We start from the raw sequence: 27,000 nt of genomic DNA, 5'->3' as shown, positions 1-27,000 counted from the left end.
CTGGAGGTCTGGATGACGAACTGGATGGACGAGGAGGCCGGACCGGTCGTCCGGCCGTACGCGCTCATCGGGGGTCGCACCCGCTCCTCCGGTGACAAGCTGGACCTGGTCGCGATGGTCACCTCGACTCGCGGCGCTCCGTCCGGGGGATTCGTCCCAGGCCCCGAACAGGAACGCATCCTCGCCATGGTCACCACTCCGACCTCGGTCGCCGACGTCGCCTCGGACCTCAACCTGCCGCTCGGCGTGGTCAGGGTCCTTCTCGGCGACCTGCAGGACCACAAGCTCATCTCGATCGGGCGCGCCTCCGCGAGCGAGCGCATTCTCAAGGAAGTGATCAATGGACTTCGGGCCCTCTGACGAACCCGTCGCCCTCAAGATTCTCATCGCGGGTGGCTTCGGGGTGGGCAAGACCACGCTGGTGGGCGCCATCAGCGAGATCCGGCCGCTCCGCACCGAGGAGGTCCTCTCCGACCGCGGTATCGGCATCGACGACGTCGACGGCGTCGAGGGCAAGACCACCACCACGGTCGCGATGGACTTCGGCCGCATCACGATCAGGGAGGGCCTGGTCGTCTACCTGTTCGGCACGCCGGGCCAGGAGCGGTTCTGGTTCATGTGGGACGAGCTGTCCTACGGCGCGCTGGGTGCGGTGGTGCTCGCCGACACCCGGCGGCTCACCGACTGCTTCCCCTCGATCGACTACTTCGAGCAGCGCGGCACGCCGTTCATCGTGGCCGTCAACTGCTTCGACGGTGCCGAGCAGCACGAGGCGGAGGACGTGCGCGTCGCCCTGGACCTCGACATGGACGTGCCGGTGCTGCTCTGCGACGTGCGACGCCGCGTCTCGGCGAAGACGGTGCTCGTGACGCTGGTGGAGCACTCCCTGAGGGTGCTGACGGCCAGCCAGAGCTAGAGGAGCGGGCCGGGGTACTCCCGGCCCCCGCCTGGGCCGGACACCGGCTCGGGCGCTACGGCCGCGGAGCGGGCGCGCCGGCCGGTGGGGTCGCGAGCCTGGGCGCAGTGCCCTCGACGCCCCCGACGCCCTTGCCCGCCGGGGTCGCGTGAGGCGTCACAGCGGGGTCGCGGGAGGCGTCACAGCGCCCGCAGGCCGCTGATCAGCTCCTTCAGGAGGCTCTCGGGGGGTATGGAGGCGGCGGGAAGCGGCGACCGCACCTGGATCAGGCCCTGGTCCAGCAGGTCGCCCAGGAGGACTTTGATCACGCCGACCGGCAGCCCCGCGTCCGAGGCGATCTCCACGATCGGGCGTGCCCGCCTGACCAGGTTGAGCAGCCGCCGGTGCTCGGAGCCCAGGTTCGCCCCGGGGCCGACCGGCGCTCCGGTCGCCACCGCCATCGCGAGCAGGTCGAACGAGGACGACGACGCCCGGGTACGCCCACCGGTCATCGCGTAGGGGCGGACAACGGGACCGGCCTCCTCGTCGACCCACTCGACGTCGTCTTTCATTGGCCGGCCACCCGTGGTCCGGTGGCCAGATGCTGGCCGACGCGGGTGACCAGGCGGGCCATCTCGTAGGCGATCAGGCCGACGTCGGCGGCGCCGGTGGTCATGACCGACAGGCAGCTCCCCTGACCGGCGGAGGTGACGAAGAGGAACGCGGAGTCCATCTCCACCATCGTCTGGCGTACGGCACCGCCGCCGAACTGCAGGCTGGTGCCCTTGGCGAGACTCTGGAAGCCGGAGGCGACCGCGGACAGGTGTTCGGCGTCCTCCTTGCTCAGCCCTCGGGACGAGGCCATCATCAACCCGTCGTTGGACAGGATCAGCGCGTGCGAGACGTCCGCCACACTCGTGACGAAGTCATCCAGCAGCCAATACAGCTCACCCGGCACGTGGTTAAACCCCTTCCCCTCTGATGATCTCGCTGGTCGCCGGCCCCCACCGGCTCGGTGAATCCGTTCCCGCGAATCCGCTCCCACGGGTGTCGCCGGGCCGCGCGCACGGCCGCGGGCCGGACCTCGGCGAACCCGGTCCCGGGGATCCGCGGCGGCGCGCACGGTCCCGGCTCATCGCTTGGCACCGCCGTCCTCGTCGTCGCCGCGCCCGCGCCGCCACCCGGACTGCAGGGAGCTCATCAGCGCCCTCGCCTCCTCGGGCGACCGTCCCCCGACCTCGGCCTCGGGCGAGCGGGACTCCTGGGCCTGGCGCGGCGGCATGTTCGCCTGCCGCACCCGGCGGGGCAGGCCGTCCCCACCGCGCCGCAGCGGCTTCCACAGGTCAGCGGGGATCGGGACCTCACCGGAGTCGCCCGGCCGGTCCACCCGCTCCACGAGGGTCTCCGCCCGCTGCTCCGCGGACTCGGGCCGGACGCTGATGACGGTGAGCACCGGCGGTTCCAGCGGCTGCTCGACGGGCTCGGGGTCTCCGAGCAGTTTCTCGGGAATGAGGACGACCACCCCGGTACCGCCGTACGGCGAGGCGCGCAGCACCACCTCGACCCCGTACCTGGCCGCCAGCAGCCCGACCACGGCGAAGCCGAGCCGGTCGGTGTCGGCCGGGTCGAACTCCGGCGGGCTGGCCAGGCGCTCGTTGATCGCGGCGCGCTTGTCGTCGGTCAGCCCGAGTCCCCTGTCCTCGATCTCGACCGCGAAGCCCCGCCCGACGAGCTCGCCCCGGACCGAGACCTGGCTGCCCGGCGGGGAGAAGACGGTGGCGTTCTCGAAGATCTCGGCGAACAGGTGCATCATGTCGGCGACGGCGTTGCCGACCAGGGTGGTGCCGCCCGTCGGGTGGATCCGCACCCGGGCGTAGTCCTCGACCTGGGCGGCGGCCCCGCGCAGCACGTCCTCCATCGGCACCGACGAGCGCCACTTGCGGCCCGCCGCCCCGCCGGACAGGATCACCAGGCCCTCGGCGTGGCGGCGCATGCGGGTGGTGAGGTGGTCGAGCTTGAAGAGGTTGTCCAGCGCCGCGGGATCCTCCGCCTGCTTCTGCATGCCGTCGAGCATCTTGAGCTGGCGCTGCAGCAGCGACTGGCTCCGGCGGGCGAGGTTGCGGAAGGCCTGGGAGACGCCCTCGCGCAGCCTGGCCTGCTCCACGGCGGCGTCGATGGCGCTGCGCTGGACGCTGTTGAAGGCGTCGGCGACGTCGTGGATCTCGGCCGTGCTGCCCGGCGGCCTGAGCGCGGGCGCCTCGGCCTCCACGTCCACCATGTCGCCGCGGCGCAGCTTCTCCATGACCCTCGGGAGCCGCGCCTGCGCGAGCTCGGCGGCGGCCCGCCGCACGGCGGCGAGCTCCTTGGTGATCCCGCTGCCGACCCGGTAGGAGACCAGCAGCGACGCGACGACCGCGATGAGGCCGAGCACGCCGATCACACCGGCGCGGACGAAGACGCTGACGGCCGCGGGCGTGGCCTGCTCGATGAGCGCGGGGGCGACCGCCGTCAGGGACCGCTGGTAGACGGCGTCCAGCGCGTCACCGGCGGCGCGCCAGTCGGTGGACCGCACCTCGGCGCCGGTCAGCAGGTGGTTCTCCAGGGTGATGAAGCGGGCGTACGTCGAGGAGGCGATCATGTCCGAGAAGGGGGCGCGCAGCTCGGGATCCAGCTCGGGGAGCGCCTGCTCCATGAGGAAGATCCGGTTGGCGGAGAGCCGGGTGAACAGCCGCATCTCGCTCGGCGTCATCGGGCTCCTGAGCGCCAGCGAGCCCGCGGCGAGTGCCCGCTCGCGGCTGAGCAGGTCCATGGCATGGTTGATCGTCGTGATGGCGCGCGACTGGCGGTAGAGCGAGAGGTCGTTGCTGAGGCTCAGGGTGTTGAAGAGCCGGCGCAGGGCGTCCGGCAGCCGGGAGAACTCCTCGGAGAGGCCCACCGGGCCGATCCGCCCGGAGTCGACCCTGGCGCGGATCGCGTCGAGCGCGCCCACCTGACGCATCAGCTCGTCGTGGTGCGTCCTCATCTCCTCGGACATCGCCGCCTGCGCCGCGTCCCCGGTCGTCTGCCGGCGCAGCCGGGCACGGGCCTGGTCGGTGACCGAGCGCTGCCCCACGAGGGTGTCGCGGTCCGCGTCCGAGCGGGTGGCCAGGTACTCGGCCGACAGGATGTGCTCGCGCTGGACCGCGGTGCCGAGGTCTCCGGCGGGCTTGGCGACGGTGTCGTACAGCGTGCCGACGGAGAGCAGGCTCATCGAGTCGCCGACCGTCACGACCGTCGCGAAAGCCCACAGTGCCACCAGTGAGGCGAGCGGGATGACCAGCAGCACCGAGACCTTGAAGCGGATGGACCTGCTCGCTGCCATGTCACCTCAACGGCTCGCTCTCGGAGCGCCGGGGGGAGCCCCGGACGATCTCTAGATCGCCGACGAGAATAGCACTGGCGGCTCCTGCTATTTGTAGCCTATTTGTGACATGTCATGAAAGAGTTTTCAAAAGTGAGTCCGTCAGCCGAGAGCGGCGCGTGAGGCGGGAGCGGTTCCCCGCGCCCATGTCAGTCTCGCGAGCCGGACGGCCAGCACTCCGACCAGCGCGATCTCGGTGCCGAGCAGGGTCCACTCGACGAGACCGGCGAGCACCCCGCCCCCGGGAAGCGTCACGTAGGTGAGCGCCAGCAGCCCGAAACCCCCGGCCAGCGTGAGCCACTCCAGCGGCCTGGCCACCGGCCGCCACCGCTCGTCCTCGCCGAACCGCGCCACCGTCAGGCCGCCCGCCGCGGGCACCGCGGCCAGCACGGCGATCGACACGTAGCGGTACGTCTGGGAGATCAGGTCCGTCCCCGTACCGGGAAGAGCCGCGGGCACCACCGCGAGCACGATGAGCCCCACGCCCCAGGCCAGCATCAGCCGCTCGGCCAGGACACCCACCGGCGCCCCCACGGCCCGCAGCCCGGCGACCACCGCGAAGGCCGCGATCCCCAGCGCCGCCATCGCGAGCCCGGTGGCTCCGGTGCGATCCAGCGCGGCGTACTCACTGATCGTCAGATCGAGCGGGTTCGCGTAGGGAACCGGGTCGGCCTGTCCGGCGGCCGCGGCCGCGACGGCCACGACGAGCCCGGCACAGGCGATCAGGGGGTAGAGCCTCTTCGACGCGAGCATGCGCTAAGACTGTCCGCCAGAGGACGTTTCAGACATCCGGCGGCACCCCTGATCCAACCCTGAGCCGCCCCTGAGACGACCCACCCCGGCGCGCGCCCCGGCGGGAGCACGCGCCGGGGCGCCCGCGGCTCAGCGGAGGCCGCGGACCTCGGCGTAGCGGGCCCTGACCTCCGGTGCGGGATCGGCCTCGTAGTGCTCGACCTTGCCCGCCTCCCAGGCCGGCGGCTCGGCGTCGCCGCCGAGCAGCCAGGCGGCCTGTCTCGCCGCCCCGTCGGCGACGTACTCGCCGGGCTCGGGAACGACCACCGGCCGCCCGAAGACCGCGGGGGCGATCCGCCGTACGGCCTCCGACCTGGCGCCTCCTCCGATGAGCAGCACCCTGGCCGGGTCGAGCCCGAGCGCGTCGAAGGCGTCGGCGAGATGGCAGAGCATGCCCTCCACCGCCGCCCTGGCGAGGTGCGCCGGGGTGGAGGTGCCGAGCGTCAGCCCGTGCAGCGAGCCGGTGGCGGTGGGCAGGTTCGGGGTGCGCTCGCCCTCCAGGTACGGGACGTGGACGAGCCCTCCGGCCCCCGAGGGCGCCTCCAGGGCCAGCCTGCCGAGTTCGTCGAGGCCGACCCCGAGCATCCGCGCGGCGGCGTCGAGCACCCTGGCCGCGTTGAGCGTGGCCACCAGCGGGAGGAACCGCCCCGTGGCGTCCGCGAACCCGGCCACGGAACCGGTCGGGTCCGCGCTCGGGACGGCGGCGACCGCGAAGGCCGTCCCCGACGTCCCGATCGACACCACCACGTCCCCGGGCAGGGCGCCGACCCCGAGGGCCGCCGCCATGTTGTCGCCCGTACCCGGCGCGAGCCGCACCGCGCCCGCGCCGGAGACGCCGGCTGCGGGCCGCACCTCGCCCGCGGAGTCTCGGGGTCCCAGCACCTCGGGGAGCCCGGGTACGGCGCCGAAGGCCGTCCGGAGGAGGTCGGTCCGGTAGGCCCCGGTCGCGGGCGACCAGTACCCGGTACCCGACGCGTCGCCCCTGTCGGTGACGAACTCCCCGCCCAGCCGCCAGGTGAGCCAGTCGTGCGGCAGGCACACCCTCGCCGTGCGACGGGCGGAGTCGGGCTCGTGCTCGGCCAGCCAGCGGAGCTTGGTCACCGTGAACGACGCGACCGGCACGCTGCCGACCGCCTCGGCCCAGACCTCGGGACCGCCCAGCTCCTTCACCAGGTCGGCGGCGGCTCCGGCGGAACGGGTGTCGTTCCACAGCAGCGCCTTCCTGACGACCTCGCCGGACTCGTCCAGGCAGACCATGCCGTGCTGCTGCGCGCCGACGCTCATCGCCTCGACGCCGTCCAGCCCGCCCGCCCGCGCGATCGCCTCCTGGAGCGCCTCCCACCAGGCTCCGGGGTCGACCTCGGTGCCCTCGGGGTGGGTCGCGCGCCCCTGGCGGACCAGGGCGCCCGTACGGGCGTCCCTGATCACCACCTTGCAGCTCTGGGTCGACGAGTCGACCCCGGCCACCAGCGTCATCCGCGGACTCCGAGGAGGTAGTCCATGGCGAGCTGGTTGAGGCGCGTGAAGTGGAAGCCGCGCGCCGCCACCGCGTCGAGGTCGAACTCGTCGCGGTTCAGGTCGGCGATCGTCTCGCCGGGGGCGAGCGTGGGCTCGGAGAGCTCGGCGACCCTGCTCGCGGCGAGCGCCTCGGCGACCTCGGGGTCGGCGCGGAACGCCGCGACCTTCTCCTTCAGGATCAGGTACGTGCGCATGTTGGCCGCGGCGGAGACCCAGACGTCCTCGGAGTCCTCGGTGCGCAGCGGCTTGTAGTCGAAGTGCCTGGGGCCGTCGTAGCCGCCGTTCTCCAGCAGGTCGACCAGGAAGAAGGCATTCTTCACGTCGCCGTGACCGAAGATCAGGTCCTGGTCGTAGCGGGGGCCGTGCTGGCCGTTCAGGTCGATGTGGAAGAGCTTGCCGTGCCAGAGCGCCTGCGCGATGCCGTGCGCGAAGTTGAGCCCGGCCATCTCCTCGTGGCCCACCTCGGGGTTGAGGCCGACGCGCTCGGAGTGCTCCAGCTCGTTGATGAACGCGAGCGCGTGACCGATGGTCGGGAGAAGGATGTCGCCCCGGGGCTCGTTCGGCTTGGGCTCGATGGCGAACCTGATGTCGTAGCCCTGCTCGATCACGTACGAGGTGAGCAGGTCCATGCCCTCCTTGTAGCGGCTGAGCGCGGCCCTGATGTCCTTGGCGGCCCCGGACTCCGCTCCCTCGCGCCCGCCCCAGCAGACGTAGGTGGTCGCGCCGAGCTCGGCGGCCAGGTCGACGTTGCGGATGACCTTGCGCAGCGCGTAGCGGCGGACGTCGCGGTCGTTGCTGGTGAACCCGCCGTCCTTGAAGACGGGGTGGGTGAACAGGTTCGTGGTGGCCATCGGGACCTTGAGCCCGGTCTCGGCCAGCGCCTTCTTGAAGTTGGCGATGGCCCTGTCACGGTCGGACTCGACGGCGAGCAGGTCGTCGTCGTGGAAGGTGACGCCGTACGCGCCGAGCTCGGCGAGCCGGTGGACGCTCTCCACCGGGTCCAGCGGGGCCCGCGAGGCGTCCCCGAAGGGGTCGCGGGCCTGCCAGCCGACGGTCCACAACCCGAAAGTGAAGCGGTCTTCGGGCTTGGGGGTGTAGGCGCTCATTTGCGTTCCTCCGATTTAATCCACTTTATGGACTTAATATGGATCGAGGTGGTGGGATCGTCAAGAGGTGGGTGCTCCATGACACAGGCCGTACGCCACAATTCGATGCGCGCCCGCAACCTCGGTGTGGTCCTCGGCGAGGTCCGCAGGAGCGGCCCGATCACCCGGGCGGCGCTGGCCGAGATCACCGGACTGACCAAGACGACGGTGTCGAAGATGGTCGGCGACCTGATCGAGGCGGGCATGGTCACCGAGTCGGGCGCGCTCAGGGACGGCGAGCGGGGGCGGCCCGGCACGGCCGTCGCGCTCAGCGGGCGGCGGGTCGCCGCGCTCGGCCTGGAGATCAACGTCGACTACCTGTCCGCCTGCGTGGTCGACCTCACCCTGGCGGTGCGGCTCAGATATGCACAGGCTGTGGACAACCGTACGTCCTCGCCTGTGGAAACCCTGTCCCACCTGGAAGAACTCGCCCACAGGGCTGTGGACGAAGCGCGCGGGGAAGGCCTCTCCATCGCCGGATCGACCCTCGCGGTGCCCGGCCCCGTGGACGGCGGGCTGGTCCACACGGCCCCCAACCTCGGCTGGCACGACGTCCGCGTCTCCGACCTGCTGGACTTCCCCGTCGAGGTGGACAACGAGGCCAACCTCGCGGCCCTGGGCGAGCTCTGGTTCGGCTCGGTGCCCGGCGACTTCCTGCACGTGTCGGGGGAGATCGGCATCGGCGCGGGCCTGGTGGTCGGGGGCGCCCTGTTCCGCGGCGCCCGCGGCCTCGCCGGGGAACTGGGACACGTGGTCGTCTCCCCCGACGGCCCGGCCTGCCGCTGCGGCGGCCGGGGCTGCCTGGAGCAGTACGCCGGGCAGGACGCGCTCCTGAGGGCCGCCGGGCTCGCCGGCGTTCCCGACGGCGTGGCCACGCTGCTGGCACGCCTCCACGCGGGCGAGCGGGACTCCCTGGAGGCCTGCGAGCGCGCCGGTCAGGCACTCGGCGTCGCCCTCACCTCCGCGGTGCACCTGATGGACCCGGGGACCATCGTGCTGGGCGGGGTCTTCGCCCCGCTGTTCCCGTGGATCCGGGGTCCGGCGCACGAGACGATGACCTCCCGGCTGGGCGTGATGCGCCGGGCCGTCCCCGAACTGACCGTCTCGCGGCTCGGCGGCGACGCCGCGACCCTGGGCGCCGCCGGGCAGGTCATCCACCGGGTCATCGCCGACCCCTGGAGCCACCTCTAGTAGCCGTCCGTGGCCACCTGACCCGTGGACACCCCTGCGTCCTTCGTGGTCACCCGTGGCCACCAGGGGAGGGCGGCGCCGGCGCGTCCGCGGCGAGGTCGCTCAGGCACGGACGGGAAGGCCCGCTCAGGCTCAGGAGGGAAGGCCGGGGCCGGGCCTGGCGAGGATGGCGGCGCAGATCTCGGCCAGCTGGACGAGCTGCTCGGGGTCGAGACGGTCGAACAGGGTCTGCCGTACCGCCTCGACGTGGCCGGGGGCGGCGGCGGTGAGGACCGCGAGGCCCTGGTCGGTGAGGATCGCCCAGCTCACGCGCTTGTCCGCGGCGCACGGCTCGCGCCGCACCCAGCCGCGCTCCTCCAGCCGCTTCACCGCGTGCGACAGGCGGCTCTGCGAGGAGTTGACCTCCGCCGCCAGCTCGCTCATCCGCATCATGCGCCCGGGCGCCTCGGAGAGCTTCACCAGCACGGCGTAGTAGGCGTGCGGCATGCCGGAGTCGCGCTGCAGCTGCCGGTCCAGCTCCTCCTGGACGAGCTGCGAGGCGGCCAGGAACGCACGCCAGGTGCGCTGCTCGTCATCGTCCAGCCATCGCGTCACGGGCTCAGCTTACTTGAACTCTCAAGAAAGTGGGGGTAATGTACTTGAGAGTTCAAGTTTTAGGAGGAAGCATGCCGGTTCAGCGGCTCAACCACGCCGTTCTCTTCGTCCGCGACGTGGAGCGCAGCGTCGCCTTCTACCGGGAGGCACTCGGCTTCAGGGTGGTCATGGGCATGCCGGGCGCCGCGTTCCTCCAGGCCTCGGGGTCCAGCAACGACCACGACCTGGGCCTCTTCGAGGTCGGCGCGCAGGCGGGTCCCTCGGAGGCCGGGCGCTCGGCCGTCGGCCTCTACCACCTGGCCTGGGAGGTCGACACCCTCCAGGAGCTGGAGCGGATCGCCCTCAAGCTCGGCGAGCTCGACGCCCTCGTCGGCGCCTCCGACCACTCCACCACCAAGGCCCTGTACGCCAAGGACCCCGACGGGCTGGAGTTCGAGGTCTCCTGGCTGGTCCCCGCCGACCTGCTCACCGAGGAGGTGCTGAACGGGCGCTCCGGCATCAAGCCCCTCGACATCGCCAGGGAGAAGGAGCGGTACGGCGCCGAGACCCGCGGCGGCCTCGGGGTCTCGATCCCCGTCTGATCGTTCCGGCCCGTCCGGCCGCTCCGCGGCCCGGCACCCCGTGACGGGCGCCGGGCGGGGAGGGGGTGATCCGGCGAAGGCCTCCCCAGCCCTTCGCCGGATCACGGACTCCACCGACGTGCCCGCACAGCTCGGCGATACTCCCCTTCTCGCGGTTTTTACCTATCCGCGCATCGCCTCACGGCGCGTCAGACCTGCCGAACCGGCGTCAGAGCCTGTCGAACCAGTCGCGTACGGCGTCGATCCCGCCGGTCCCGAGGGCGACCATCAGCGCGCACCGCGCCTTCGAGGGCGCCAGGCCCCGGGCTCCGATCGCACCGACACTCGCGGCGAGCCCCGCGCCGAAGCGCATCTCGCCGAGCGGGACCGCGCCGGTACGGCACCTCGACGCGACGACCACCGGGATCCCCCACTCCGTCAGCTCGGCGATCGCCACGAAGAGCCCGACCGGCACGTTGCCCATGCCGGTCGCCTCCAGCACGACGCCCTGGGCCCCGGCGTCCACGACGGCGGTGAGCAGCACGGGTTCGATCCCCGGATAGGTCTTGATCAGGGCGACGTCCGACGCCGGGTCCCCTCCGAACGCGGGCGGCCGGGGCGGTGGGGCGGACAGCGTCTCGACCCGGCCGCCGGTCACCCGGCCCAGCACGGCGAAGGGGGCCGACGAGAACGCCGCGACGCTCGTGGCGTCGACCTTGGCGACCCAGCGGGCCGCGTGGACCTCGTCGTTGACGCACACGACGGCCCCGGCACCGCGCAGCGCGCCGTCGGCGGCCACCACGAGCGAGGAGGCGAGGTTGCGCGGGCCGTCCGAGGACAGCTCGTCCAGGGAGCGGACGGCGCCGGTCAGCACGATGGTGCCGCGCTCCGCCGCCCGGCCCGCGAGGAGGTCCACGAGGTACGCCGTCTCCTCGATCGTGTCGGTGCCGTGAGTGATCACGACGCCGTCGAATCCGCGATCCAGGATGGCCGAGCGCGCCCTGCGGGCCAGTTCCAGCATGGTCGAGGGCGACATGTCCCAGCTGGGCTCCGCCATCACGTCCTCGGCCACCACGTCCACCGCGTCCGCCGCGATCGTGCCGGGCGGGAGCGCCCTCAGCAGTTCGGCCCCCGACGCGACTCCCGGGCGGCCCGGGGCGTAGGAGTGGGCGATGGCGTCACCGGTCGCCAGCAGCAGCACGCGCTTCAAGGAGACGATCCCTTCGTTGGCCGCTTTCAGGTCTCCCTCTATTTATAACCCACGACTAACCCCATTGGGGTTACCTGAAAGCCGAAGCGGTCGGTGCGGCCTCCGGCCAGGAGTGCCGGTGCCGTTCGCGGTCCGGGACGCGTGACAGCTCTCCGGCGAGCCCGGCTCCGGGGTCGGCGAGCCCGTCGCTCCGGAACAGCGCGTGGGCCGCCTCCCGCGTCCCGTCGTCCCGCCGCGCCCTGGTCACGAACTCCTCGGGTGTCCACCCGAACAGGCGCCGCAGCTTCGCGGAGCGCGCCAGCAGGTGCCCGATCAGCTCCGGCTGGGGCGCGAGCCGCAGCGGCTCGCCCTCCTCGTCCACCAGGCATCCGTGCCTGCCCGCGTAGATGTGGCACGACGGGAGGGTCTCCCCCGAGGAGAGGCGCACCGGGAAGGAGTTCGGGGGCAGCGGGAGCCGGAGGTAGTTCGGCTCGGTCGCGTCCAGCGCGGCGAGCTGGGCGTCGTCCACCCACACGACGAACAGGAGTGACGCCCCCGCCACCCTGACGGGCGCGGCGGGCAGGTAGGCGTTCCGGCTGACGTGCGCCGACACCCCCGGGGCGACGCCGTGCGCGGTGGCCGGGGTCAGCGGGACGACGGGCCGGATCCCGGCGGCGGTGAACTTGCGGTGCAGCTGGCCCGGCGCGGCGTTGGACCCCACCGCGACCACCGGGTGGCGGGCCTCCATCGGCCCCGCGCCGAGGCTCGCCAGGTGGTCGGCGAGCCGCACGACCCGGCTGCCGGACCGGACCCGCCGGTCGCCGAGGGCGCCGGCATCCTCGGACATCGGCAGGAAACGGTCGTCGGCCAGCAGTCCGGCTCCCGAGGGGAGGCGGCCCGGGTAGGTCAGGGGCTCGGACATCGGGTCGTCGACGAGGAGCCGGGAAGGATCGGCGGCGCCGGAGAGGCCGGGGAGTACGGGGAGCACGGGGAACATGGGTAGACCTGGGAGTGCGGAGAGGGCGGGGATATGGGGATACGGGGAGGCCGGGGGCACGGGGGCACGGGGGTGCGGGGGTGCGGGGGTACGGCCCGAGCGGGAGGCGACCGGTCCGTCGCCCCTCCCGCGCCATGCCGTTCGACATGCTCGCGGGAGCCCGTTCCTCAAGGTTAGGTGAAGCCTGCAAATGATGTCTTTACCCTACGAAGAGGGCGAACCATACGGTTGTGACACCGGGGGTACCCCGTGAAGAGAACTCCGGGCCGGCCGTGAAGGTGGGGTTTACCCCACCTTTTTCCGGGATGCCTCGCCCCTGTGCCCCGGCCGTGGCGGTCCTTACGGTGGTCACATGACCGGCATCGAGATGACCACCCCCTGGGAGAGGATCAGCGCCCACTGGTCCGCGCGGGCCTGGCTCCGCACCGCGCATCTGGTGACGGGCGTGCCGATCGCCCTGCTGGGCACGGCGGTGATCGCGGCGCTGGTGATGGCGTCGTTGCTGCTGATGTGGACCGTGGTGGTCCCGGTGATCGCGCTGCTGCTGTTCTTCTGGGTCGTCCGGCTGCTCACCCTGGCGCAGCGGTCCCGGTTCGCCGCCTTCCTCGACATCGACATCCCGCCGGTCGCGCGCCGCCCCATGAGCATGAACCCGTTCAGGCGGCTGCTCCAGGAGGCCAGGACGCGGAGCACCTGGCGCCGGCTCGGGTACCACCTGCTGACCCCGCTGATCAGCGGGGTCGGTGCCGTCTCGGTCGTCGGGGCGTGGGCGGGCGGCCTGGTCACCGCCGCGCTCGCCGTGCGGTACTGGGCGATGGAGGAGAGCTGGCCGAGCGTGGCGTTCGTCCTCGTCTCGGGGACCCTGTTCGTCGCGGCCCCCTGGGTCGCCCGCGGGTTCGCCGTACTGGACGTGATCGCCGCCGAGGCCCTGCTCGGCCCCAGCCTGAGCGACCAGCTGGTCCAGCGGGTCGAGACGTTGCGGGAGAGCCGCGCCGAGGTGGTCGACGCCGCGGACGCCGAGCGCCGCCGCATCGAGCGGGATCTGCACGACGGCACCCAGCAGCGACTGGTGTCGCTGGCGATGAACCTGGGCATGGCCCGCGCCACCCTCACCGACCTGCCGGAACCCGCCCGCGAGGTGATCGTGCAGGCGCACGAGGAGGCCAAGCAGGCCCTGAAGGAGCTGCGCGACTTCGTCCGGGGGCTGCACCCGGCCGTACTCAACGACCAGGGCCTGGACGCGGCGCTGTCCGGTCTGGCCGCGCGGGCGCCGTTCCCCGTACGGCTGGACGTCGACATCTTCGAGCGGGTCTCCCCCACGGTCGAGGCGGTGGCGTTCTTCGTCGTGTCCGAGGCGCTGACCAACATCACCAAGCACGCGGAGGCGTTCGGCGCCGAGGTCGCCGTCCACCGGCTCGACGACCGCCTCCACGTGGCCGTCAGCGACGACGGCCGCGGCGGCGCCGATCCCGACCGGGGGACCGGCCTGCGCGGCCTGGCCCGCCGGGTCGGCTCCGTGGACGGCATCCTGTACGTCGACAGCCCGCTCGGCGGGCCGACGACGATCAGAGTGGAGCTGCCGTGCGCGTAGTGCTCGCCGAGGACTCCGTCCTGCTGAGGGAGGGGCTCGTCCGCCTGCTCGGCTCGGCGGGCATCGAGGTCGTGGCCGCCGTGTCCGACGCGGAGGGGCTGCTGCGCGCCGTGGACGAGCACGTCCCCGACCTCGTCGTCACCGACGTCCGGATGCCCCCCTCGCACACCGACGAGGGCCTGCGCGCGGCGCTCGTCCTGCGCCGCCAGCGGCCGACGCTCGCGATCCTCGTGCTCTCCCAGTACGTCGAGGAACGCTACGCCACCCAGCTGCTGTCCACCGCCACCAGCGGGATCGGCTACCTGCTCAAGGACCGGGTGGCCGACGTCGAGGAGTTCCTCGACGCGCTGCGCCGGATCGCCGCCGGAGGCACCGCCCTGGATCCCGAGGTGGTCGCCCAGCTGCTGCTGCGCCGGCACAGCGACCCGCTGGACCGGCTGACCCGCCGGGAGCACGAGGTGCTCGCGCTGATCGCGGAGGGCCGCTCCAACACCGGGATCGCCGAGGCCCTGGTGGTGTCCGAGAGCGCGGTCGGCAAGCACATCAACAACATCTTCACCAAGCTCGACCTCTCCGGCGCCGACAAGGACCACCGCCGGGTGCTCGCCGTCCTGCGATTCCTGAAGGTTTGAGAGAGCATGCCGACACGAAACAACGCCCGCACCGCCTGGCTGGCCGCCGGTGGGACGCTCACCGCGCTCACCGTGGCCTTCACCGCCCTGGCGGCGTGGGCCGAGATCACGATGGTCCGCCCGCACACCGAGACCGCGCTGCAGTCCCGGGCGCTCACCTCACCGAAGATCGTCGTGGAGGCCACCGGCCACGTCAACATCTCGTTCGTGCCGGGCTCGGCGAAGCGGCTGGACCTGGAACGGACGCTCCTGTGGACCCGGGACCGGCCCGTGGTCACCGAGGAGTGGGACGGGCGGACGCTCCGGCTCGACGTCCGCTGCCCCGGCGGCGACCGTCCCGGCGGCCCCGCCTGCCAGGCCGACTACGTCCTGGGCGTGCCCGCGGACACCGACGTCGAGGCGGCGTCCCGCCGCTTCGGACACGTCTCGGTGAGCGGGATCCAGGGCGACCTGCGCCTCTCCACCGCCATGGGCGACGTGGTCGCGGACGGCACGGGGGGCGCGCTGCTGGTGCGGGCGCAGACGGGGAACGTGATCGGCACCGGCCTCAGGTCCGCCGGGACCGACGTCGAGACCGGTACGGGAGACGTCGACCTGAGGTTCGCGGCCCCGCCGGACGACGTCAGCGCCGTGGTGAGAACGTCCGGGGACGTGAAGGTCAGGGTGCCGGACGGCCAGGAGTACGAGGAGGGCTACGACGTGCGGACCGGCACCGAGCACGCGAGCGTCGGGGTGCGGCGCGACCCGGCCGCCCCGCGGCGGATCACCACCCTGACCGGGTCGGGCGAGCTGAGCGTCCTCCCGTCCTGACCCGCGGTCTCCCGCCCCACGAGCCCCACGCCTCTCGGCGCGGGCGGGACGGAGCATCGCGCACACAGGTTTGACCAGGTCAAAACCAACGCCAGGGCGTCTTCACCCGTGCGGAGGACTTGAATCGAATCATGATTCCCGCCGACGACCCGCAGAGCCGAGCGGTCATCGACATCGCGGCGCGGCTCTTCGCGGCGTTCGGTCACGACGGCACGTCACTGCAGGGGATAGCGGAGGCGGCCGGGCAGAACCTGACGTGGGTGCAGCAACGGTTCGGCGACAAACACGATCTCTACCTCGCCGTCATCGACCACGCCGGCCGGGCGGAACAGGCCCTCGTGGAGGACGTGCTCAGCGCGCTCCCCGCCGCCGGCCCCGAGGAATTCGCCGCCGTCATGTACGAACTCTCCGAGCGCTACCTGGAGTTCTGCCTCGACAATCCGCAGATCCCCGCGCTGTGGATGCACCGCTGGCTCGGCGACGCCGCCGATCTTCCCGACCTGGAGCAGATCTACTCGATCCCTCTCATCAACCTCACCCGCGACGCGATGCGCTCCGCCGCCAGGGCCGGGCTGATCGACGACCAGGTGGACCTGAGCCTGTTTCTGCGTACGCTGATCTGGAGCGTGTACGGGTTCCTGCACGGCGAGGCGATCGCCGAGGCGGAACACTCCGTCTCCACCGACCCTCGGGCGCGGCGACGCCTCCTGGCCCATCACCGCCAGTTGCTCGATCGCATGCTGAAACTCCCCGGAGCCTGAGAACGGCCTCCTGGAGGTCCTCTCCGCCCCGGAGAACGGCGTGCCCGCTGTCGGTGGCATCGGTTACTGTTTCGTCGATCATGAAAACGGGCAGGGTGGGAGCGTTCCCACGCGGGTCGGGAAATCCTCTCGACGCCGGGCCGCGATCGTCCCATGATGTCGGTAGGCCACTTCCACCGGCCGGGACGACGGCGACCCCGCCACCGCCTCGCGCGTCCTGGCAGTCGCGAGAACCAACGGGGGTTTTCGAAGGATGACCGCAACGACCATCTCGACCCGGGGCGAGACCCTGGCCTTTCCCGAGGGCTTCGTCTGGGGGGCCGCCACCGCCGCGTACCAGATCGAGGGCGCCGCGCGAGACGGGGGGCGTGGCCCGTCGATCTGGGACACCTTCTCCCACACGCCGGGCAGGACCGCCGACGGCCACACCGGCGACGTGGCCTGCGACCACTACCACCGCTACGCCGGCGACGTCCGCATGATGGCGGAGCTGGGCCTCGGGGCCTACCGGTTCTCGGTGGCGTGGCCCAGGATCCAGCCGTCGGGCTCGGGGCCCGCCGTCGCCGCCGGGCTCGACTTCTACGACCGGCTGGTGGACGAGCTGCTGGCGGCCGACATCACGCCCTACGTGACGCTCTACCACTGGGACCTCCCCCAGGCGCTGGAGGACCTGGGCGGGTGGACCAACCGCGACACTGCCCACCGCTTCGCCGACTTCACCCGAATCATGTACGACCGGCTCGGCGACCGCGTCGGGACGTGGATGACCGTCAACGAGCCGTGGGTGGCCGCGGTGCTGGGGTACGGCATCGGCATCCACGCGCCGGGCCGCGCCTCGGCGGCGGAGGCCTTCCGCGCCTCCCACCACCTCCTGCTGGCCCACGGCCTGGGCGCCCGGGTGCTGCGCGACGCGGGCGCCCGCGAGATCGCCCTCACCCTGAACCTCACGCCGGTGATGACGCCCGGCCAGCTGAGCGACCCCGACCTCGTACCGTCCGCCGAGGACGCCGAGGCGGTGAACCTGATCGACTGCCTCATCAACCGGCAGTTCCTCGACCCCGTCCTGCGCGGGAAGCATCCCGAGCCGGTGCTCGCCATCATGGAGCGCATGGGCGGGACCGACCACATCCACGACGGCGACCTCGAAACGATCAACCAGCCCATCGACCTGCTCGGGATCAACTACTACACCCCCTGCGTCGTGCGGTCCGAGCCGGGCGAGCCGGCCAATGCCGCCTACCCCGGCAGCGAGGGCATCCGGTTCAGCGGCACCCACGCCCCGACGACGGCGATGGGCTGGGCGATCGTGCCGACCGGGCTCTCCCAGCTGCTCACGCGGCTCTCGCGCGACTACCCCGAGGTCGGCCTGATCGTCACCGAGAACGGCGCCGCGTTCGACGACGTGGTGGCGGGCGACCGCGTGCACGACGCCGACAGGACCGCCTTCTTCGAGGGCCACCTGAGGGCCGCGCACGCCGCGATCGAGGCCGGTGCCGACCTGCGCGGCTTTCTGGTGTGGTCGCTGCTGGACAATTTCGAGTGGGCCGAGGGCTACCACAAGCGCTTCGGGATCGTGCACGTCGACTTCGAGACGCAGCGGCGGCTGCCCAAGGACAGCGCGCTGTGGTACCGCGAGGTGATCCGGCACAACGGGCTGCGCCGCGAGCGCGCCAAGCGCCCCACCCTGGAGGCGGTCGCCGCCCGCGCGGGCGTGTCGAGGTCGACCGTCTCCCGGGTGATCAACGGTGAGGACACGGTCAGCGACGAGTTCCGCGCGATCGTCATGCACGCCGTCAACGAGCTGGGCTACGTCCCCAACTCGGCGGCCCGCAGCCTGGTGACACGGCGCACCGACTCGATCGCGCTGGTCGTCTCGGGCTCCCCCTCCGGAGTCCGCTCCGACGACCCGCTGTTCTCGGCGACCGTCCGCTCGGCCACCCGGGAGCTGGAGGAGTCGGGCAAGCGCGTCACCCTCATGCTCGCCGACTCGACGGCCGGCCGGCTCCGGGTGGAGCAGTACGCCGCCTCGGGGCACGTGGACGGGGTGGTGCTCGTATCGACGCAGGGCACCGACCCGCTGCCCGCCGCGCTGGCCCGTACGGGCATCCCGGTCGTGTCACTGGGCAGGCCCGCGGTGGCGACGCACGCCGCGTACGCCGACGTCGACAACGCGGGCGGCGCCGCCTCGGCGGTCGCGCACCTGCTCGCCAGGGGACGGCGGCGGATCGCCGCGATCGCCGGGCCCCCGGACGCGGTCGCCGCGCAGGACCGGCTCAGGGGCTACCGCGAGGCCCTGCGCGACACCGGGCACCGGTCGATCATCGCCGTCGGCGATCTCACCCTCGCCTCGGGCGCGGACGCGATGCGCCAGCTCCTGCGCGACGACCCGGCGCTCGACGCGGTCTTCGCGGCCGGCGACCTGATGGCGATCGGTGCCCTGCGGGTGCTGAGCGAGTCGGGGCGGCGGGTGCCGGACGACGTCGCGATCGCGGGATTCGACGACATCGAGGCCGCCTCCTACGCCGTGCCCGCGCTCACCACGGTGCGCGCGCCCCGGGAGGACCAGGCGCGGGCGGCGGTGCGCCTGCTTCTCCGCCAGATCGACGGCGGTCCCGTGTCGTCGACGATCCTGCCCACGGAGCTCGTCGTCCGGGAGTCCACCTGACGGGGTGACCGCGCCTCGACCGGCCTCGACCGGCGAAGAACTCGCGAAGGCGCGGGCGGAGAACTCCACGAAGGCGCGGGCGCGAAACGTGAAGGGCCCGCCGGGGCGACGGCGGGCCCTTCACGTTTCGCGCCCCGGGCGGGGCGATCCTCACGGTCTCGCCGGCGGGCTCGCCCGCGTCGCGGGCCGGCACGCCGTGCCCGCCGCCTCCGGCCCGGACTCCCGGGTTCCCGGGTTCCCGGAGGTCCGGGGATCCGGCCTCATGGACGCGCTCGTTCACGTCCCCCCGAGTTGCGCTCGTTCACATTCCTTCGGTCCGGCTCAGTCGCGCGCCTTCTTCCCGTCCGCGTCGACCGCGTACCACTCGTCGCCGAAGCCGTCGACGTCGTGCCCCTTGACGTCACCGGCCTTGGTGTCCTTGGCGAAGTAGTAGAGGGGATGGCGGTTGTAGGTCACCTGCGTCGTGCCGTCGTCCCGCTCGGTGGTGTCGAGCAGGTCCTCCTTGACGCCCTGGCCCGCTTCGGGCTTCCCGTCCGTGACGTACGGCGGCCACGCCCGCGCGCAGGCGTCGGAACACGACGACTTCCCGTCCTTGTCCTTCTCGAAGAGGTAGAGCGTGCGTCCTCCCTCTCCGACCAGGACCTTTCCGATACTCGTCTCTCCCAGCTCGACCTTGGCCCTGGTCGCCGGCGAGGACGAGGTGGGGGTTTCTGGCGAGGTGGGCGACGCCTTGACCTGGTCCGCGACCATCGGCTCGGTCGTGCTCCCGTCGTCGGCGCCGCCGCATCCGGCTGCGAGCACGCCGAGCGCGAGCACGCCGGCATGAAGCAACTTCCTCATCTCCGACCCTCCAGGTAAGCAGTGCCATTACTGCTGGACAGCAGACACGCTGCGGCACCGGTTGGGGGCCACGACACGGATCGCTTGGACATGCCTTTGCCCGCCCTTGCGAGACCCGTCTCACGCCCGGTACGCCTGAACCCACTCCGACCCGCCCGAACCGCCAGATCGCTTGTCCGCGGCCCATGAACGTCCGCGGACGGGGACGAGCCGGGGCGGGAAACCGGGCCCACGGGCCTGGCAGGCGCGTGCGATGGCCAGGGTGTCGTCGGCGACGGCGGGAGGCCCGCCGCCGTAGCGTCCCTGGGCGTCCGCGGCGGCGAGGCCGTCCATGGTGCGTTCGTGGCTGAGGTCGCGTTCCATATGGTGTGCTGCACGCCGGGCCCGCGGGATCGCGGAGCGGCGGGGGCTCGGGAGAGGGCTTCTCCAGGGGCCAAATCGCGAAAGTGCTGACCTAGGTGAACCGGCGCGTGCGGGCCGTGCGATAGACACACCGTGAGACCGTTCCCTTTCCGGCGGCGCGAGCCCCCCGATGTCACCGTGGACAGCACCGACGCCGAGCTCGTCACTGCCGTCGCCGCGCGGAGCGGTGAAGACGCCGCCGTCCCACACGGCGGCCGGAGCCTGGTCCAGGCCGGCGCGGTTGCGGCGGGTGGTGCCGGAGAACCCGCGGTCGAGGTGGATCCGGTCTTGCGGCACGCCGGGGGCCAGGAGCGGCTCGGTCTGGATGATCACACCTTGTTCGTCGGTGGAGCAGCGGGCGTAGCCGACACGGGCTCCGTTCACGCGTTCAAGTGTTCCGAATAGGGGACCTTCACCGGAACAGTTCGCGGAACACCTATACGGAACACGCCGACCTGGGGGTCTATCCGGCTTGAGTGGTGTTCCGTTGAGGGATCCCCTTACGGAACACCACTCTGATCACCCGTGGTCACTTGAGGTGGGGGTACCGAGCTTGAATGCTCGCCCCGCAACTCTTCAGGAATCACTGAGCGTTGTATTCCTTTGGTGTACGGGCCGGGCGACGGGCCTTCACAGTCGCCGTAGTCGCACTGTCTTGTCGGAGCTACCGGTGGCCGGCCCGGCATCCAGCCGACCCGACCTTCCGCTCGCGTGACAGCACTGCATACCCGCAGCGCTGCCACCCATTGTGATTGGCATGTCACACAGTGAGCAGAGAGAGGGTTCTAGTCGTCGGCGGTGAGACCTTCGGCGATCTTGGTCAGCTCGCGGTCGACGGCCTTGGCGTTGGGGAATTCCTTCGCGTACGTGGGGCTGAACATGATCTCGGCCCGCCGCTGCTCCCCCATGTTCAGGATGAGCGTGGGGGTGCCCTTCATGCCGTCCTCGCCGACGTTTGCGATGACCGAATAGCCGGTCCGGTCGCCGACGGTCACCTCTTCGCCCTCCCCCTCGTCGCGGTGCCACTGCACACGGTCGTCGACCTCCTGGACGGCCTCACCCTCGTACACGAAGATCTGCACGCAGTAGAAGCCGTGCTTGTCGCCGTCGAAGTTCCACGAGGTCGAGTAGCTGTCGCCGTGGTCCACCGACCAGTGGCTCCACTGCAGACCCTCGGGCAGGTAACCCACCTTGAGGTGCTTGAGCGTCTTCCCGTCGCCCAGGTCCCCGAGGCTGGGAGGGGCGGACGGCACGGGCGGGGTGTCGTCGATGGCGGGCGGCCCCTGCGTCTCGGAGACGGCCGGCGTCTCCGACACAGCGGGCGTCTGCGTGGCGCCCGGGGCCACCGTCAGGTAGAGGGGGCCTGCCGCGAGGACGGCCACCGACGTGGCCAGGGCCGCGACCCTGCCCCGCGTCCTCGTCCGCCTCGTGGACCGGATGACCCGGTCCGCCAAGTCGGGCGCGGCGTGCAGCCTCGCGGTCTCGTCCGCCATGACCTGGCGGAGGCGTTCCTCAAGCGTGAGCATTGTCGATCACTCCTTCCACGGATGCCTCGCCGAGCGCTGCACGCAGCTTGGCCATCGCCTTCGACGTCTGACTTTTCACCGTGCCGACCGTGCAGCCGAGCACTTCCGCGGTCTGCGCCTCGCTGAGGTCCTCCCAGTACCGCAGGACCACCACCGCGCGCTGCCGGGGAGGCAGGCCACGCAGCGCGTCCATGAGCAGGTGGCGCAGATCGACGTTGGTCGAACGCGCCGCCCTCTCCGGCAGGATGCGCATCGGGATGATGCTCAGGATTGCCCGGCGGCGGGCCCGGCTGATGGCGGTGTTGATGATGACGCGGCGCACGTAGGGCTCGGGGCTGTCGTGCCGCACCCTGTCCCAGTTCCTGTAGGTACGCTCCAGCGCCGTCTGCAGCAGGTCCTCTGCCTCCGCCTCGTTCCCGCAGGCGAGGTAGGCGACCCGCAGCAGGGTGGAGGCCCTTGCGGCTACAAATGCGCCGAAGTCGTGCTCCGCGCCGCTCACGTCTGTCTGTCCCGTTTCACGCCTCCTAATACGCCTCGCATCCTCCAACAGTTGCCCGGGGGTCGCAGGCAACCTTGTGAGGCGCTCAGGCGTATTGGGGGACATCACTTCGAACCTCTGGAGGAAACACATGAAGCTCGCGACCGCACCGGTCCGGCCGCTGATCGCCGTCGGCACCGGCCTGGCCGCCGCCGTGGGCGCCGTCGCCCTGCTGGGCCTGCCGAGCGTCATGAAGGCACCGGAGACACGGCTCGCGGCCACCGAGTCGGCTCCGCCGGAAGGCGCCTACTGGCATACGAGGGTGCTGACCCAGCACACCGGTCCCCGCCAGATGGGCAGCGGCGCGAATCGCTACTGGGTGGTGGAGCAGAGGCTCAGCGAGACGTGGACCGCGCCCGACGGCAAGGCCTGGTTCGGATACCGGAAGGCGGGGGCGTACCCGAAGAGCGCGGCGGACCGGAAGGCGTGGCGCCGCGACGGCTCGCCGGCCAAGTGGACCCGCACGGCCGACGGCCAGGTCGTGAAGCTGTCGACCGAGCCGGACAAGGGCCACGTCGGGCCCGTACGTGGCAACGACGACAAGTTCTTTCTGGCCGGGCAGCGGCTGACATACGACGAGGTCCAGCGACTGCCCGCGGACCCGAACGTGTTGAAGTCCTGGCTCTCCGAGGCCGCGCGGGTCCAACGGGTCAAGCAGAACGACGTGGACCAGTACGTCACCGGGGCGCTGCCGGGGATGCTCTCTCAGCTTCCGGCGCCCAAGAACGTCCGCGCCGCGGCCTACCAGGCCTTGCTGACGATGCCCGCTGTCCGTTCGCGGGGAGAGTCCAAGGACAGCATGGGCAGAGCCGGCGCGGCCCTGTCGATCGACCACCCGAAGGCCGTTCAGAAAGACGGACTGACGATCAAGGACACGACCTACCTGATCGTGGACACCGGCACGATGCTTCTGCTGTCCGAGAGCCAGACGACCAAGATCAGTGGCAAGCTGTCCCTCAACGAGACCCGCACCCGGACCATGCTCGAGGCCGGCTGGACCAACACCGCGCCGGCTGTGCCCGCCCTGCCGTAGCGGCGCACTTGGGTGAGCTTGTCACCCCTCGCTCTTTCGCCAAGCCGGGGCCGTGCCCGGCGGGAGCCGACCCGACCTGACGCCGGCCGCGATCGCCCGCAGCGCCGACGACCTGCGCGCCCGTGCGGAGGCGGAGTTCTCCGCCTCCGGGACTCCGCTGGAGCGGATCAGCGCCTATCCGGGCCGGGAGCGGGACGCCCCGCGGGGTGCCCGGTGGGCCGCCTCACCCAGGACCCGGACATGATGGCCGATCCCGAGCCGCGTTCCCGTACTCAGGCCTCATAGGGGTGTGCGGCCCTGGCCTCGCGCAGCGCGCGGGCCCACCATGTCAGCTGGTCCAGGGTGGTCTTGACGGTGGCGTCGCACTCCGCGTTCGCCCGGGGCCAGCTGCCGTCGGGGGCGAACCGCTCCCAGTAGCGGGGCAGCGCGACACCGTCGCGGATGGCCACCGCGTGCAGCTCCGCGAACACCTCGCGCAGCTGCGCGGCGGCGAGCAGGCCGCCGGAGTCGTTGCCGTAGGAGACGACCGCGACCGGCTTGGCCTGCCACTCCCGGTGGAACCAGTCGATGGCGTTCTTGAGCGGAGCCGGGAAGCTCCGGTTGTACTCGGGAGTCACCACCACGAACGCGTCGGCACCCGCCAGGCGCGGCGCCAGCGCGACCACCGGCGCGGGCAGCGCCTCGTCCTGGTCCGTGAGCGTCTGCGGCAGGGCGGCGTCGGCCAGATCGATCAGGTCGATCTCCAGATCCACCCGCCTGCGAGCCCGCCCCGCGAACCAGGCCGCGACCGTGGGACCGAACCGGCCGTTGCGGGTGCTGCCGACGATGACCGCCACCCGCAACCGGTCGCCGTCCTGCGTCTTCGACATCCCCGGCCTCCTTCGCTCCCACGTGATGTGTCCCACCCTGCCGAAGGGCGTTTACGGCATGTTTACGCTCGGCTTCCGGTCACCACCCGAATCTGGCCGTACGGCATGGGTCCGGTCCTCTCGCACGGAGGCCTCGGCAGACGCGTACGGCCCGGCCTCGCGACGCCGTGCCGCGTTATGGTGGCGTCCATGCGTTTCGGGGTGCTGGGACCGCTGGCGGTGTGGACGACGGACGGCAGGCCTGTCGCCGTCCCCGGGCTGAAGGTTCGCGCCCTCCTCGCCGACCTGCTCATCCACGAGGGGCGCCCGGTGCCCGCCGATCGGCTGGTCGACGACCTGTGGGGCGAGGACCTGCCGGGCAACCCGGCGGGGGCGCTGTCGGCCAAGGTCTCGCAGCTGCGCCGAACCCTGGAGGACGCCGAGCCCGGCGCCAGGAAGCTGGTGGTGTCGCCCCCTCCGGGATACGTGCTGCGCGTCGACGCCGACGCGGTCGACGCGCGGCGGTTCCTCTCCCTGACCGCCGAGGCGGGGCGGACCGGCGACCCGCGCGCCAGGGCGGCGCTGCTGGCCGACGCGCTCGCCCTGTGGCGCGGTCCCGCGCTGGCCGACTTCACCGACGAGCCCTTCGCCCAAGCGATGATCACCCACCTGCACGAGCAGCGGCTCACCGCCCACGAGGACCACGCCGAGGCCCGCCTCGCCCTCGGCGAGCACACCCGGCTCGCGGCCGAGCTGGGCGACCTGCCGGCCCGGCACCCCCTCAGGGAGAGGCTGCGCGCCGCCCACATGCTCGCCCTCTACCGTTCCGGACGGCAGACCGAGGCGCTCCACGGCTACGAGGAGCTCCGCGCCCATCTCGCCGACGAGCTCGGCCTCGACCCGGGTGCCGAGCTGATCGCCCTGCACCGGGCGATCCTCGCCCGGGATCCGGCACTCGACCCGCCCGCCGTACCGGCCTCTCCCCCCGCCAGGCCCGCCACGAACCTGCCCGCGCCCCTCACCGGCATGGTCGGCAGGGACGACGCGATCGCCGAGATCGACGCCCTGCTGCGCGCCGACCGCCTGGTGACCCTCACCGGTCCCGGCGGGGTGGGCAAGACCCGCCTCGCCGTCGAGACCGCGTGGCGGCTGACGGACGCCTTCCCCGACGGCGTGTGGCTGGTCGAGCTGGCCGCGCTCGACCGGGCGGGCGCTCCGACGACGGACTCGCTGGTCGACGCGGTCGCGACGGTGCTGGACATCCACGACAGCGCCGGTCCGGGGGAGCCCGTGGACCGGCTGGTCGGCGCGCTCCGTCCCCGGCGGCTGCTGCTGGTGCTCGACAACTGCGAGCATCTCGTCGAGCCCGTCGCCGAACTGGCGGAACTCCTCTTGCGAGCCGTTCCCGGCCTGCGCGTCCTGGCCACCAGCCAGGAGCCCCTCGCCCTGACCGGTGAGGTGGTCTGGAACGTCCCGCCCCTGGAGACGCCGGACGCCGACGCCGACCTCGACGCGCTGGAACGGACCGGCTCGGTACGGCTGTTCGTCACCCGCGCCCGCGCGACGACCCGCGGGTTCACCCTCGACGCGGACACCGCCCCGGCGGTCGCCACGCTCTGCCGCCGCCTGGACGGCATCCCGCTGGCCTTGGAGCTGGCCGCCACCAGGGTGCGCGCGCTGGGCGTGCACGGCCTCGTCGACCGCCTGGACGACCGTTTCCGTCTCCTGGCCACCGGGCATCGCGGTGCCCCGCCCCGCCAGCGGACGCTGCACGCGATGATCGACTGGAGCTGGGATCTCCTGACCGGCCCCGAGCGCCTCGCCCTGCGCCGCCTCGCCGTCCACGCCGGTGGCTGCACCCTGTCCGCCGCCGAGGCCGTCTGCGGCGCGGACGACCTCCCGGCCGCCGACGTGCTCGACCTGCTGGCACGCCTGGTCGACCGCTCCCTGGTCACCGTCACCCACACCGCCGACGGCCCCCGCTACCGCCTTCTGGAGTCCGTGGCCGCCTACTGCGTCGAACGCGTCCACGAGGCGGGTGAGTTCGAGCCGCTGCGGCGGCGTCACCGGCGCTACTACACCGAGCTCGCCGAGGAGGCCGAGCGGCACCTGTACGGGCACGACCAGCGGCGGTGGCTGCGCCGCCTCGACGCGGAGGCCGCCAATCTCCGCGCCGCGCTCGACGGCGCGGTGGCCGACCGGGGCCCGGGAGTCGGGCGAGCGGGCGGCGCGGCTGGCCGCGGAACAGGGCCACCAGGCCGGGCAGATCTTCGCCGAGACGGTGCTCGCCTACGCCGCCAGGAGGGCGGGCGGGCTCGACCTCGCGGAGACGCACCTGCGCAACATCCTGGAGTGGACCCCGAAGCGGGAGGGCGGCGAGACGGACCACCTCGTGCACCTGCCGATGATCCTGGTCGAGCTCGGTTTCGTCTTCGAGGAGCGCGGCGACGCCGCGACGGCACGAGCCATGCACCTGGAGAGCTTCGCCGTCGCCCGGGAGCTCGACGCCTTCCGTGACGTGATACGCGCCATGGAGGGCCTGGCCGGGGCGCTGTCCCTCGCCGGGGAGCACGGCCACGCCGCCCTGTTACTGGGAGCGGCGGCCTCGGCCCGCCTGGCGACGGCGATGCCCCCGGCGCCCGCCGAGCGCGGTGACATCGACAGGATCACGGCGAGAGCACGCGACGCGCTGGGTGGGGACGACTTCGCGTCCTGCTTCGAACACGGCGGCGACCTGACGCCCGAGGAGGCCAGATCGCTCGTCGACCAGGTGGCCGTGCCCTGACGCGCACCGGGCGGACCGGTGCGCGGGGCCCTCGTCCCCGATCGTTTCCGGCCGGCGGCCGACGTCTCCGCGCAGTCCCCGATCGCCCCGGGCCGGCGGCCGACGCCCTCGCGCGGCACGAATCCCCGGACAGCACGAAGCCGGCCCCCTGGGGAGCCGGCCGGGTTCGAGCGGGGGAGACCGATCGGGTCGGTGTCGGGTCGGTGTGCGGGAGGGGGTTAGAAGGCGTCGCCCCAGCGGCCGCAGTCGTCGAACTTGTCGGTGCCCTCGCAGACGCGGATCTTGAAG

27 protein-coding genes and 1 pseudogene are annotated in these 27,000 nt (G+C 72.2%); 13 read left to right on the top strand and 15 right to left on the bottom strand.

Going from position 1 to position 27,000, the window contains the following annotated elements; all coding sequences use genetic code 11:
• The first annotated feature begins 12 nt into the window (after positions 1 to 12).
• Complete coding sequence (locus tag ACTOQ3_RS13625) at positions 13 to 360, top strand: DUF742 domain-containing protein (protein ID WP_362689693.1); 348 nt, start codon at positions 13 to 15, stop codon at positions 358 to 360.
• The gene (locus ACTOQ3_RS13620; protein ID WP_362689690.1) at positions 341 to 916 is read left to right on the top strand and encodes a GTP-binding protein; all 576 of its coding nucleotides are present in this window, start codon (positions 341 to 343) and stop codon (positions 914 to 916) included. The genes ACTOQ3_RS13625 and ACTOQ3_RS13620 overlap by 20 nt, the downstream gene beginning before the upstream one ends.
• 179 nt (positions 917 to 1,095) lie before the next feature.
• Here ACTOQ3_RS13620 and ACTOQ3_RS13615 read toward each other — a convergent pair whose 3' ends face one another.
• From ACTOQ3_RS13615 to xylA, 6 genes are all read right to left on the bottom strand, one after another.
• The gene (locus ACTOQ3_RS13615; protein ID WP_440067661.1) at positions 1,096 to 1,467 is read right to left on the bottom strand and encodes a DUF742 domain-containing protein; all 372 of its coding nucleotides are present in this window, start codon (positions 1,465 to 1,467) and stop codon (positions 1,096 to 1,098) included.
• Positions 1,464 to 1,853 carry a roadblock/LC7 domain-containing protein gene (locus tag ACTOQ3_RS13610; RefSeq protein ID WP_344745811.1) on the bottom strand — a complete coding sequence of 130 codons (390 nt, stop codon included), beginning with the start codon at positions 1,851 to 1,853 and terminating at the stop codon, positions 1,464 to 1,466. The genes ACTOQ3_RS13615 and ACTOQ3_RS13610 overlap by 4 nt, the downstream gene beginning before the upstream one ends.
• Before the next feature lie 174 nt (positions 1,854 to 2,027).
• Complete coding sequence (locus ACTOQ3_RS13605; protein ID WP_440083753.1) at positions 2,028 to 4,256, bottom strand: sensor histidine kinase; 2,229 nt, start codon at positions 4,254 to 4,256, stop codon at positions 2,028 to 2,030.
• Positions 4,257 to 4,397: 141 nt separating this feature from the next.
• Complete coding sequence (locus ACTOQ3_RS13600) at positions 4,398 to 5,048, bottom strand: DUF998 domain-containing protein (protein WP_440083752.1); 651 nt, start codon at positions 5,046 to 5,048, stop codon at positions 4,398 to 4,400.
• A gap of 129 nt (positions 5,049 to 5,177) precedes the next feature.
• Entirely contained in the window at positions 5,178 to 6,563 is a 1,386-nt protein-coding gene (gene xylB / locus ACTOQ3_RS13595; RefSeq protein ID WP_440083751.1) for a xylulokinase, read from the bottom strand.
• Complete coding sequence (gene xylA, locus ACTOQ3_RS13590; protein ID WP_362689672.1) at positions 6,560 to 7,711, bottom strand: xylose isomerase; 1,152 nt, start codon at positions 7,709 to 7,711, stop codon at positions 6,560 to 6,562. Before xylA ends, xylB begins: the two co-directional genes overlap by 4 nt.
• Positions 7,712 to 7,789: 78 nt before the next feature.
• Between xylA and ACTOQ3_RS13585 the strand changes: the two genes are divergently transcribed.
• On the top strand, positions 7,790 to 8,941 hold the full coding sequence (locus tag ACTOQ3_RS13585; RefSeq protein ID WP_440083750.1) for an ROK family protein: 1,152 nt from the start codon (positions 7,790 to 7,792) through the stop codon (positions 8,939 to 8,941).
• A gap of 132 nt (positions 8,942 to 9,073) precedes the next feature.
• Here the strand turns inward: ACTOQ3_RS13585 and ACTOQ3_RS13580 are convergent, their stop codons facing one another.
• The gene (locus ACTOQ3_RS13580) at positions 9,074 to 9,535 is read right to left on the bottom strand and encodes a MarR family winged helix-turn-helix transcriptional regulator (RefSeq protein ID WP_440083749.1); all 462 of its coding nucleotides are present in this window, start codon (positions 9,533 to 9,535) and stop codon (positions 9,074 to 9,076) included.
• Positions 9,536 to 9,606: 71 nt separating this feature from the next.
• Here ACTOQ3_RS13580 and ACTOQ3_RS13575 point away from each other — a divergent pair, with 71 nt between their 5' ends.
• Positions 9,607 to 10,116 carry a VOC family protein gene (locus ACTOQ3_RS13575; protein ID WP_440083748.1) on the top strand — a complete coding sequence of 170 codons (510 nt, stop codon included), beginning with the start codon at positions 9,607 to 9,609 and terminating at the stop codon, positions 10,114 to 10,116.
• Between the two features lie 208 nt (positions 10,117 to 10,324).
• Here the strand turns inward: ACTOQ3_RS13575 and ACTOQ3_RS13570 are convergent, their stop codons facing one another.
• Both ACTOQ3_RS13570 and ACTOQ3_RS13565 read right to left on the bottom strand, forming a co-directional pair.
• Positions 10,325 to 11,296 (bottom strand): asparaginase, encoded by a 972-nt coding sequence (locus ACTOQ3_RS13570; protein ID WP_440083980.1) that lies wholly within the window; start codon positions 11,294 to 11,296, stop codon positions 10,325 to 10,327.
• A 79-nt stretch (positions 11,297 to 11,375) separates the two neighbouring features.
• Positions 11,376 to 12,281: a hypothetical protein gene (locus tag ACTOQ3_RS13565; RefSeq protein WP_440083747.1), complete on the bottom strand. Its 906-nt coding sequence runs from the start codon at positions 12,279 to 12,281 to the stop codon at positions 11,376 to 11,378.
• 352 nt (positions 12,282 to 12,633) lie between these two features.
• Here ACTOQ3_RS13565 and ACTOQ3_RS13560 point away from each other — a divergent pair, with 352 nt between their 5' ends.
• The 5 genes from ACTOQ3_RS13560 to ACTOQ3_RS13540 all read left to right on the top strand — a co-directional run bounded on the left by ACTOQ3_RS13560 (position 12,634) and on the right by ACTOQ3_RS13540 (position 18,740).
• Entirely contained in the window at positions 12,634 to 13,872 is a 1,239-nt protein-coding gene (locus tag ACTOQ3_RS13560; RefSeq protein ID WP_440083746.1) for a sensor histidine kinase, read from the top strand.
• Complete coding sequence (locus ACTOQ3_RS13555) at positions 13,863 to 14,504, top strand: response regulator transcription factor (protein ID WP_362689643.1); 642 nt, start codon at positions 13,863 to 13,865, stop codon at positions 14,502 to 14,504. The genes ACTOQ3_RS13560 and ACTOQ3_RS13555 overlap by 10 nt, the downstream gene beginning before the upstream one ends.
• 6 nt (positions 14,505 to 14,510) lie before the next feature.
• Positions 14,511 to 15,314 (top strand): hypothetical protein, encoded by an 804-nt coding sequence (locus ACTOQ3_RS13550; RefSeq protein ID WP_440083745.1) that lies wholly within the window; start codon positions 14,511 to 14,513, stop codon positions 15,312 to 15,314.
• Positions 15,315 to 15,445: 131 nt separating this feature from the next.
• Positions 15,446 to 16,075 (top strand): TetR/AcrR family transcriptional regulator, encoded by a 630-nt coding sequence (locus ACTOQ3_RS13545; RefSeq protein ID WP_440083744.1) that lies wholly within the window; start codon positions 15,446 to 15,448, stop codon positions 16,073 to 16,075.
• Between the two features lie 253 nt (positions 16,076 to 16,328).
• Positions 16,329 to 18,740: a GH1 family beta-glucosidase gene (locus tag ACTOQ3_RS13540; protein WP_440083743.1), complete on the top strand. Its 2,412-nt coding sequence runs from the start codon at positions 16,329 to 16,331 to the stop codon at positions 18,738 to 18,740.
• 321 nt (positions 18,741 to 19,061) lie between these two features.
• Here the strand turns inward: ACTOQ3_RS13540 and ACTOQ3_RS13535 are convergent, their stop codons facing one another.
• The 5 genes and pseudogenes from ACTOQ3_RS13535 to ACTOQ3_RS13515 all read right to left on the bottom strand — a co-directional run bounded on the left by ACTOQ3_RS13535 (position 19,062) and on the right by ACTOQ3_RS13515 (position 22,007).
• Positions 19,062 to 19,580, bottom strand: coding sequence for a COG4315 family predicted lipoprotein (locus ACTOQ3_RS13535; protein WP_440083742.1), 519 nt, complete (start codon positions 19,578 to 19,580; stop codon positions 19,062 to 19,064).
• 120 nt (positions 19,581 to 19,700) lie between these two features.
• Positions 19,701 to 19,943, bottom strand: a complete 243-nt coding sequence (locus tag ACTOQ3_RS13530; RefSeq protein WP_440083993.1) for a hypothetical protein — start codon at positions 19,941 to 19,943, stop codon at positions 19,701 to 19,703.
• A gap of 306 nt (positions 19,944 to 20,249) precedes the next feature.
• Positions 20,250 to 20,315 (bottom strand): annotated as a pseudogene (locus ACTOQ3_RS13525) (hypothetical protein); the annotation flags it as partial.
• 452 nt (positions 20,316 to 20,767) lie between these two features.
• Positions 20,768 to 21,508, bottom strand: a complete 741-nt coding sequence (locus ACTOQ3_RS13520) for a hypothetical protein (protein WP_440083741.1) — start codon at positions 21,506 to 21,508, stop codon at positions 20,768 to 20,770.
• Entirely contained in the window at positions 21,495 to 22,007 is a 513-nt protein-coding gene (locus ACTOQ3_RS13515; RefSeq protein ID WP_440083740.1) for a SigE family RNA polymerase sigma factor, read from the bottom strand. Before ACTOQ3_RS13515 ends, ACTOQ3_RS13520 begins: the two co-directional genes overlap by 14 nt.
• Positions 22,008 to 22,137: 130 nt before the next feature.
• Between ACTOQ3_RS13515 and ACTOQ3_RS13510 the strand changes: the two genes are divergently transcribed.
• Positions 22,138 to 23,079: a hypothetical protein gene (locus ACTOQ3_RS13510; protein ID WP_440083739.1), complete on the top strand. Its 942-nt coding sequence runs from the start codon at positions 22,138 to 22,140 to the stop codon at positions 23,077 to 23,079.
• A gap of 52 nt (positions 23,080 to 23,131) precedes the next feature.
• On the top strand, positions 23,132 to 23,323 hold the full coding sequence (locus ACTOQ3_RS13505; protein ID WP_440083738.1) for a hypothetical protein: 192 nt from the start codon (positions 23,132 to 23,134) through the stop codon (positions 23,321 to 23,323).
• Positions 23,324 to 23,351: 28 nt separating this feature from the next.
• Here ACTOQ3_RS13505 and ACTOQ3_RS13500 read toward each other — a convergent pair whose 3' ends face one another.
• The gene (locus tag ACTOQ3_RS13500) at positions 23,352 to 23,948 is read right to left on the bottom strand and encodes an NADPH-dependent FMN reductase (RefSeq protein ID WP_440083737.1); all 597 of its coding nucleotides are present in this window, start codon (positions 23,946 to 23,948) and stop codon (positions 23,352 to 23,354) included.
• Between the two features lie 189 nt (positions 23,949 to 24,137).
• Between ACTOQ3_RS13500 and ACTOQ3_RS13495 the strand changes: the two genes are divergently transcribed.
• Positions 24,138 to 26,444, top strand: a complete 2,307-nt coding sequence (locus tag ACTOQ3_RS13495) for a BTAD domain-containing putative transcriptional regulator (RefSeq protein WP_440083736.1) — start codon at positions 24,138 to 24,140, stop codon at positions 26,442 to 26,444.
• Complete coding sequence (locus ACTOQ3_RS13490) at positions 26,395 to 26,712, top strand: hypothetical protein (protein WP_440083735.1); 318 nt, start codon at positions 26,395 to 26,397, stop codon at positions 26,710 to 26,712. The genes ACTOQ3_RS13495 and ACTOQ3_RS13490 overlap by 50 nt, the downstream gene beginning before the upstream one ends.
• The last annotated feature ends 288 nt before the right edge of the window (positions 26,713 to 27,000 follow it).

Origin of the sequence: Streptosporangium sp. LJ11, assembly GCF_051918945.1 — a bacterium.
Taxonomy (GTDB): Bacteria; Actinomycetota; Actinomycetes; order Streptosporangiales; family Streptosporangiaceae; genus Streptosporangium.
The sequence above is the reverse complement of the archived record's forward strand: the minus strand, read 5'-3'. Positions and strand labels throughout refer to the sequence as shown.

Excerpts from the sequence above, each read along its gene's own strand:
- ACTOQ3_RS13625 (WP_362689693.1), top strand. The coding sequence starts at position 13 with ATGACGAACTGGATGGACGAGGAGGCCGGACCGGTCGTCCGGCCGTAC.
- ACTOQ3_RS13620 (WP_362689690.1), top strand. The coding sequence starts at position 341 with ATGGACTTCGGGCCCTCTGACGAACCCGTCGCCCTCAAGATTCTCATC.
- ACTOQ3_RS13615 (WP_440067661.1), bottom strand. The coding sequence starts at position 1,467 with ATGAAAGACGACGTCGAGTGGGTCGACGAGGAGGCCGGTCCCGTTGTC.
- ACTOQ3_RS13605 (WP_440083753.1), bottom strand. The coding sequence starts at position 4,256 with ATGGCAGCGAGCAGGTCCATCCGCTTCAAGGTCTCGGTGCTGCTGGTC.
- ACTOQ3_RS13600 (WP_440083752.1), bottom strand. The coding sequence starts at position 5,048 with ATGCTCGCGTCGAAGAGGCTCTACCCCCTGATCGCCTGTGCCGGGCTC.
- xylB (WP_440083751.1), bottom strand. The coding sequence starts at position 6,563 with ATGACGCTGGTGGCCGGGGTCGACTCGTCGACCCAGAGCTGCAAGGTG.
- xylA (WP_362689672.1), bottom strand. The coding sequence starts at position 7,711 with ATGAGCGCCTACACCCCCAAGCCCGAAGACCGCTTCACTTTCGGGTTG.
- ACTOQ3_RS13585 (WP_440083750.1), top strand. The coding sequence starts at position 7,790 with ATGACACAGGCCGTACGCCACAATTCGATGCGCGCCCGCAACCTCGGT.
- ACTOQ3_RS13575 (WP_440083748.1), top strand. The coding sequence starts at position 9,607 with ATGCCGGTTCAGCGGCTCAACCACGCCGTTCTCTTCGTCCGCGACGTG.
- ACTOQ3_RS13565 (WP_440083747.1), bottom strand. The coding sequence starts at position 12,281 with ATGTTCCCCGTGCTCCCCGTACTCCCCGGCCTCTCCGGCGCCGCCGAT.
- ACTOQ3_RS13560 (WP_440083746.1), top strand. The coding sequence starts at position 12,634 with ATGACCGGCATCGAGATGACCACCCCCTGGGAGAGGATCAGCGCCCAC.
- ACTOQ3_RS13550 (WP_440083745.1), top strand. The coding sequence starts at position 14,511 with ATGCCGACACGAAACAACGCCCGCACCGCCTGGCTGGCCGCCGGTGGG.
- ACTOQ3_RS13545 (WP_440083744.1), top strand. The coding sequence starts at position 15,446 with ATGATTCCCGCCGACGACCCGCAGAGCCGAGCGGTCATCGACATCGCG.
- ACTOQ3_RS13540 (WP_440083743.1), top strand. The coding sequence starts at position 16,329 with ATGACCGCAACGACCATCTCGACCCGGGGCGAGACCCTGGCCTTTCCC.
- ACTOQ3_RS13535 (WP_440083742.1), bottom strand. The coding sequence starts at position 19,580 with ATGAGGAAGTTGCTTCATGCCGGCGTGCTCGCGCTCGGCGTGCTCGCA.
- ACTOQ3_RS13530 (WP_440083993.1), bottom strand. The coding sequence starts at position 19,943 with ATGGAACGCGACCTCAGCCACGAACGCACCATGGACGGCCTCGCCGCC.
- ACTOQ3_RS13520 (WP_440083741.1), bottom strand. The coding sequence starts at position 21,508 with ATGCTCACGCTTGAGGAACGCCTCCGCCAGGTCATGGCGGACGAGACC.
- ACTOQ3_RS13510 (WP_440083739.1), top strand. The coding sequence starts at position 22,138 with ATGAAGCTCGCGACCGCACCGGTCCGGCCGCTGATCGCCGTCGGCACC.
- ACTOQ3_RS13500 (WP_440083737.1), bottom strand. The coding sequence starts at position 23,948 with ATGTCGAAGACGCAGGACGGCGACCGGTTGCGGGTGGCGGTCATCGTC.
- ACTOQ3_RS13495 (WP_440083736.1), top strand. The coding sequence starts at position 24,138 with ATGCGTTTCGGGGTGCTGGGACCGCTGGCGGTGTGGACGACGGACGGC.
- ACTOQ3_RS13490 (WP_440083735.1), top strand. The coding sequence starts at position 26,395 with ATGCACCTGGAGAGCTTCGCCGTCGCCCGGGAGCTCGACGCCTTCCGT.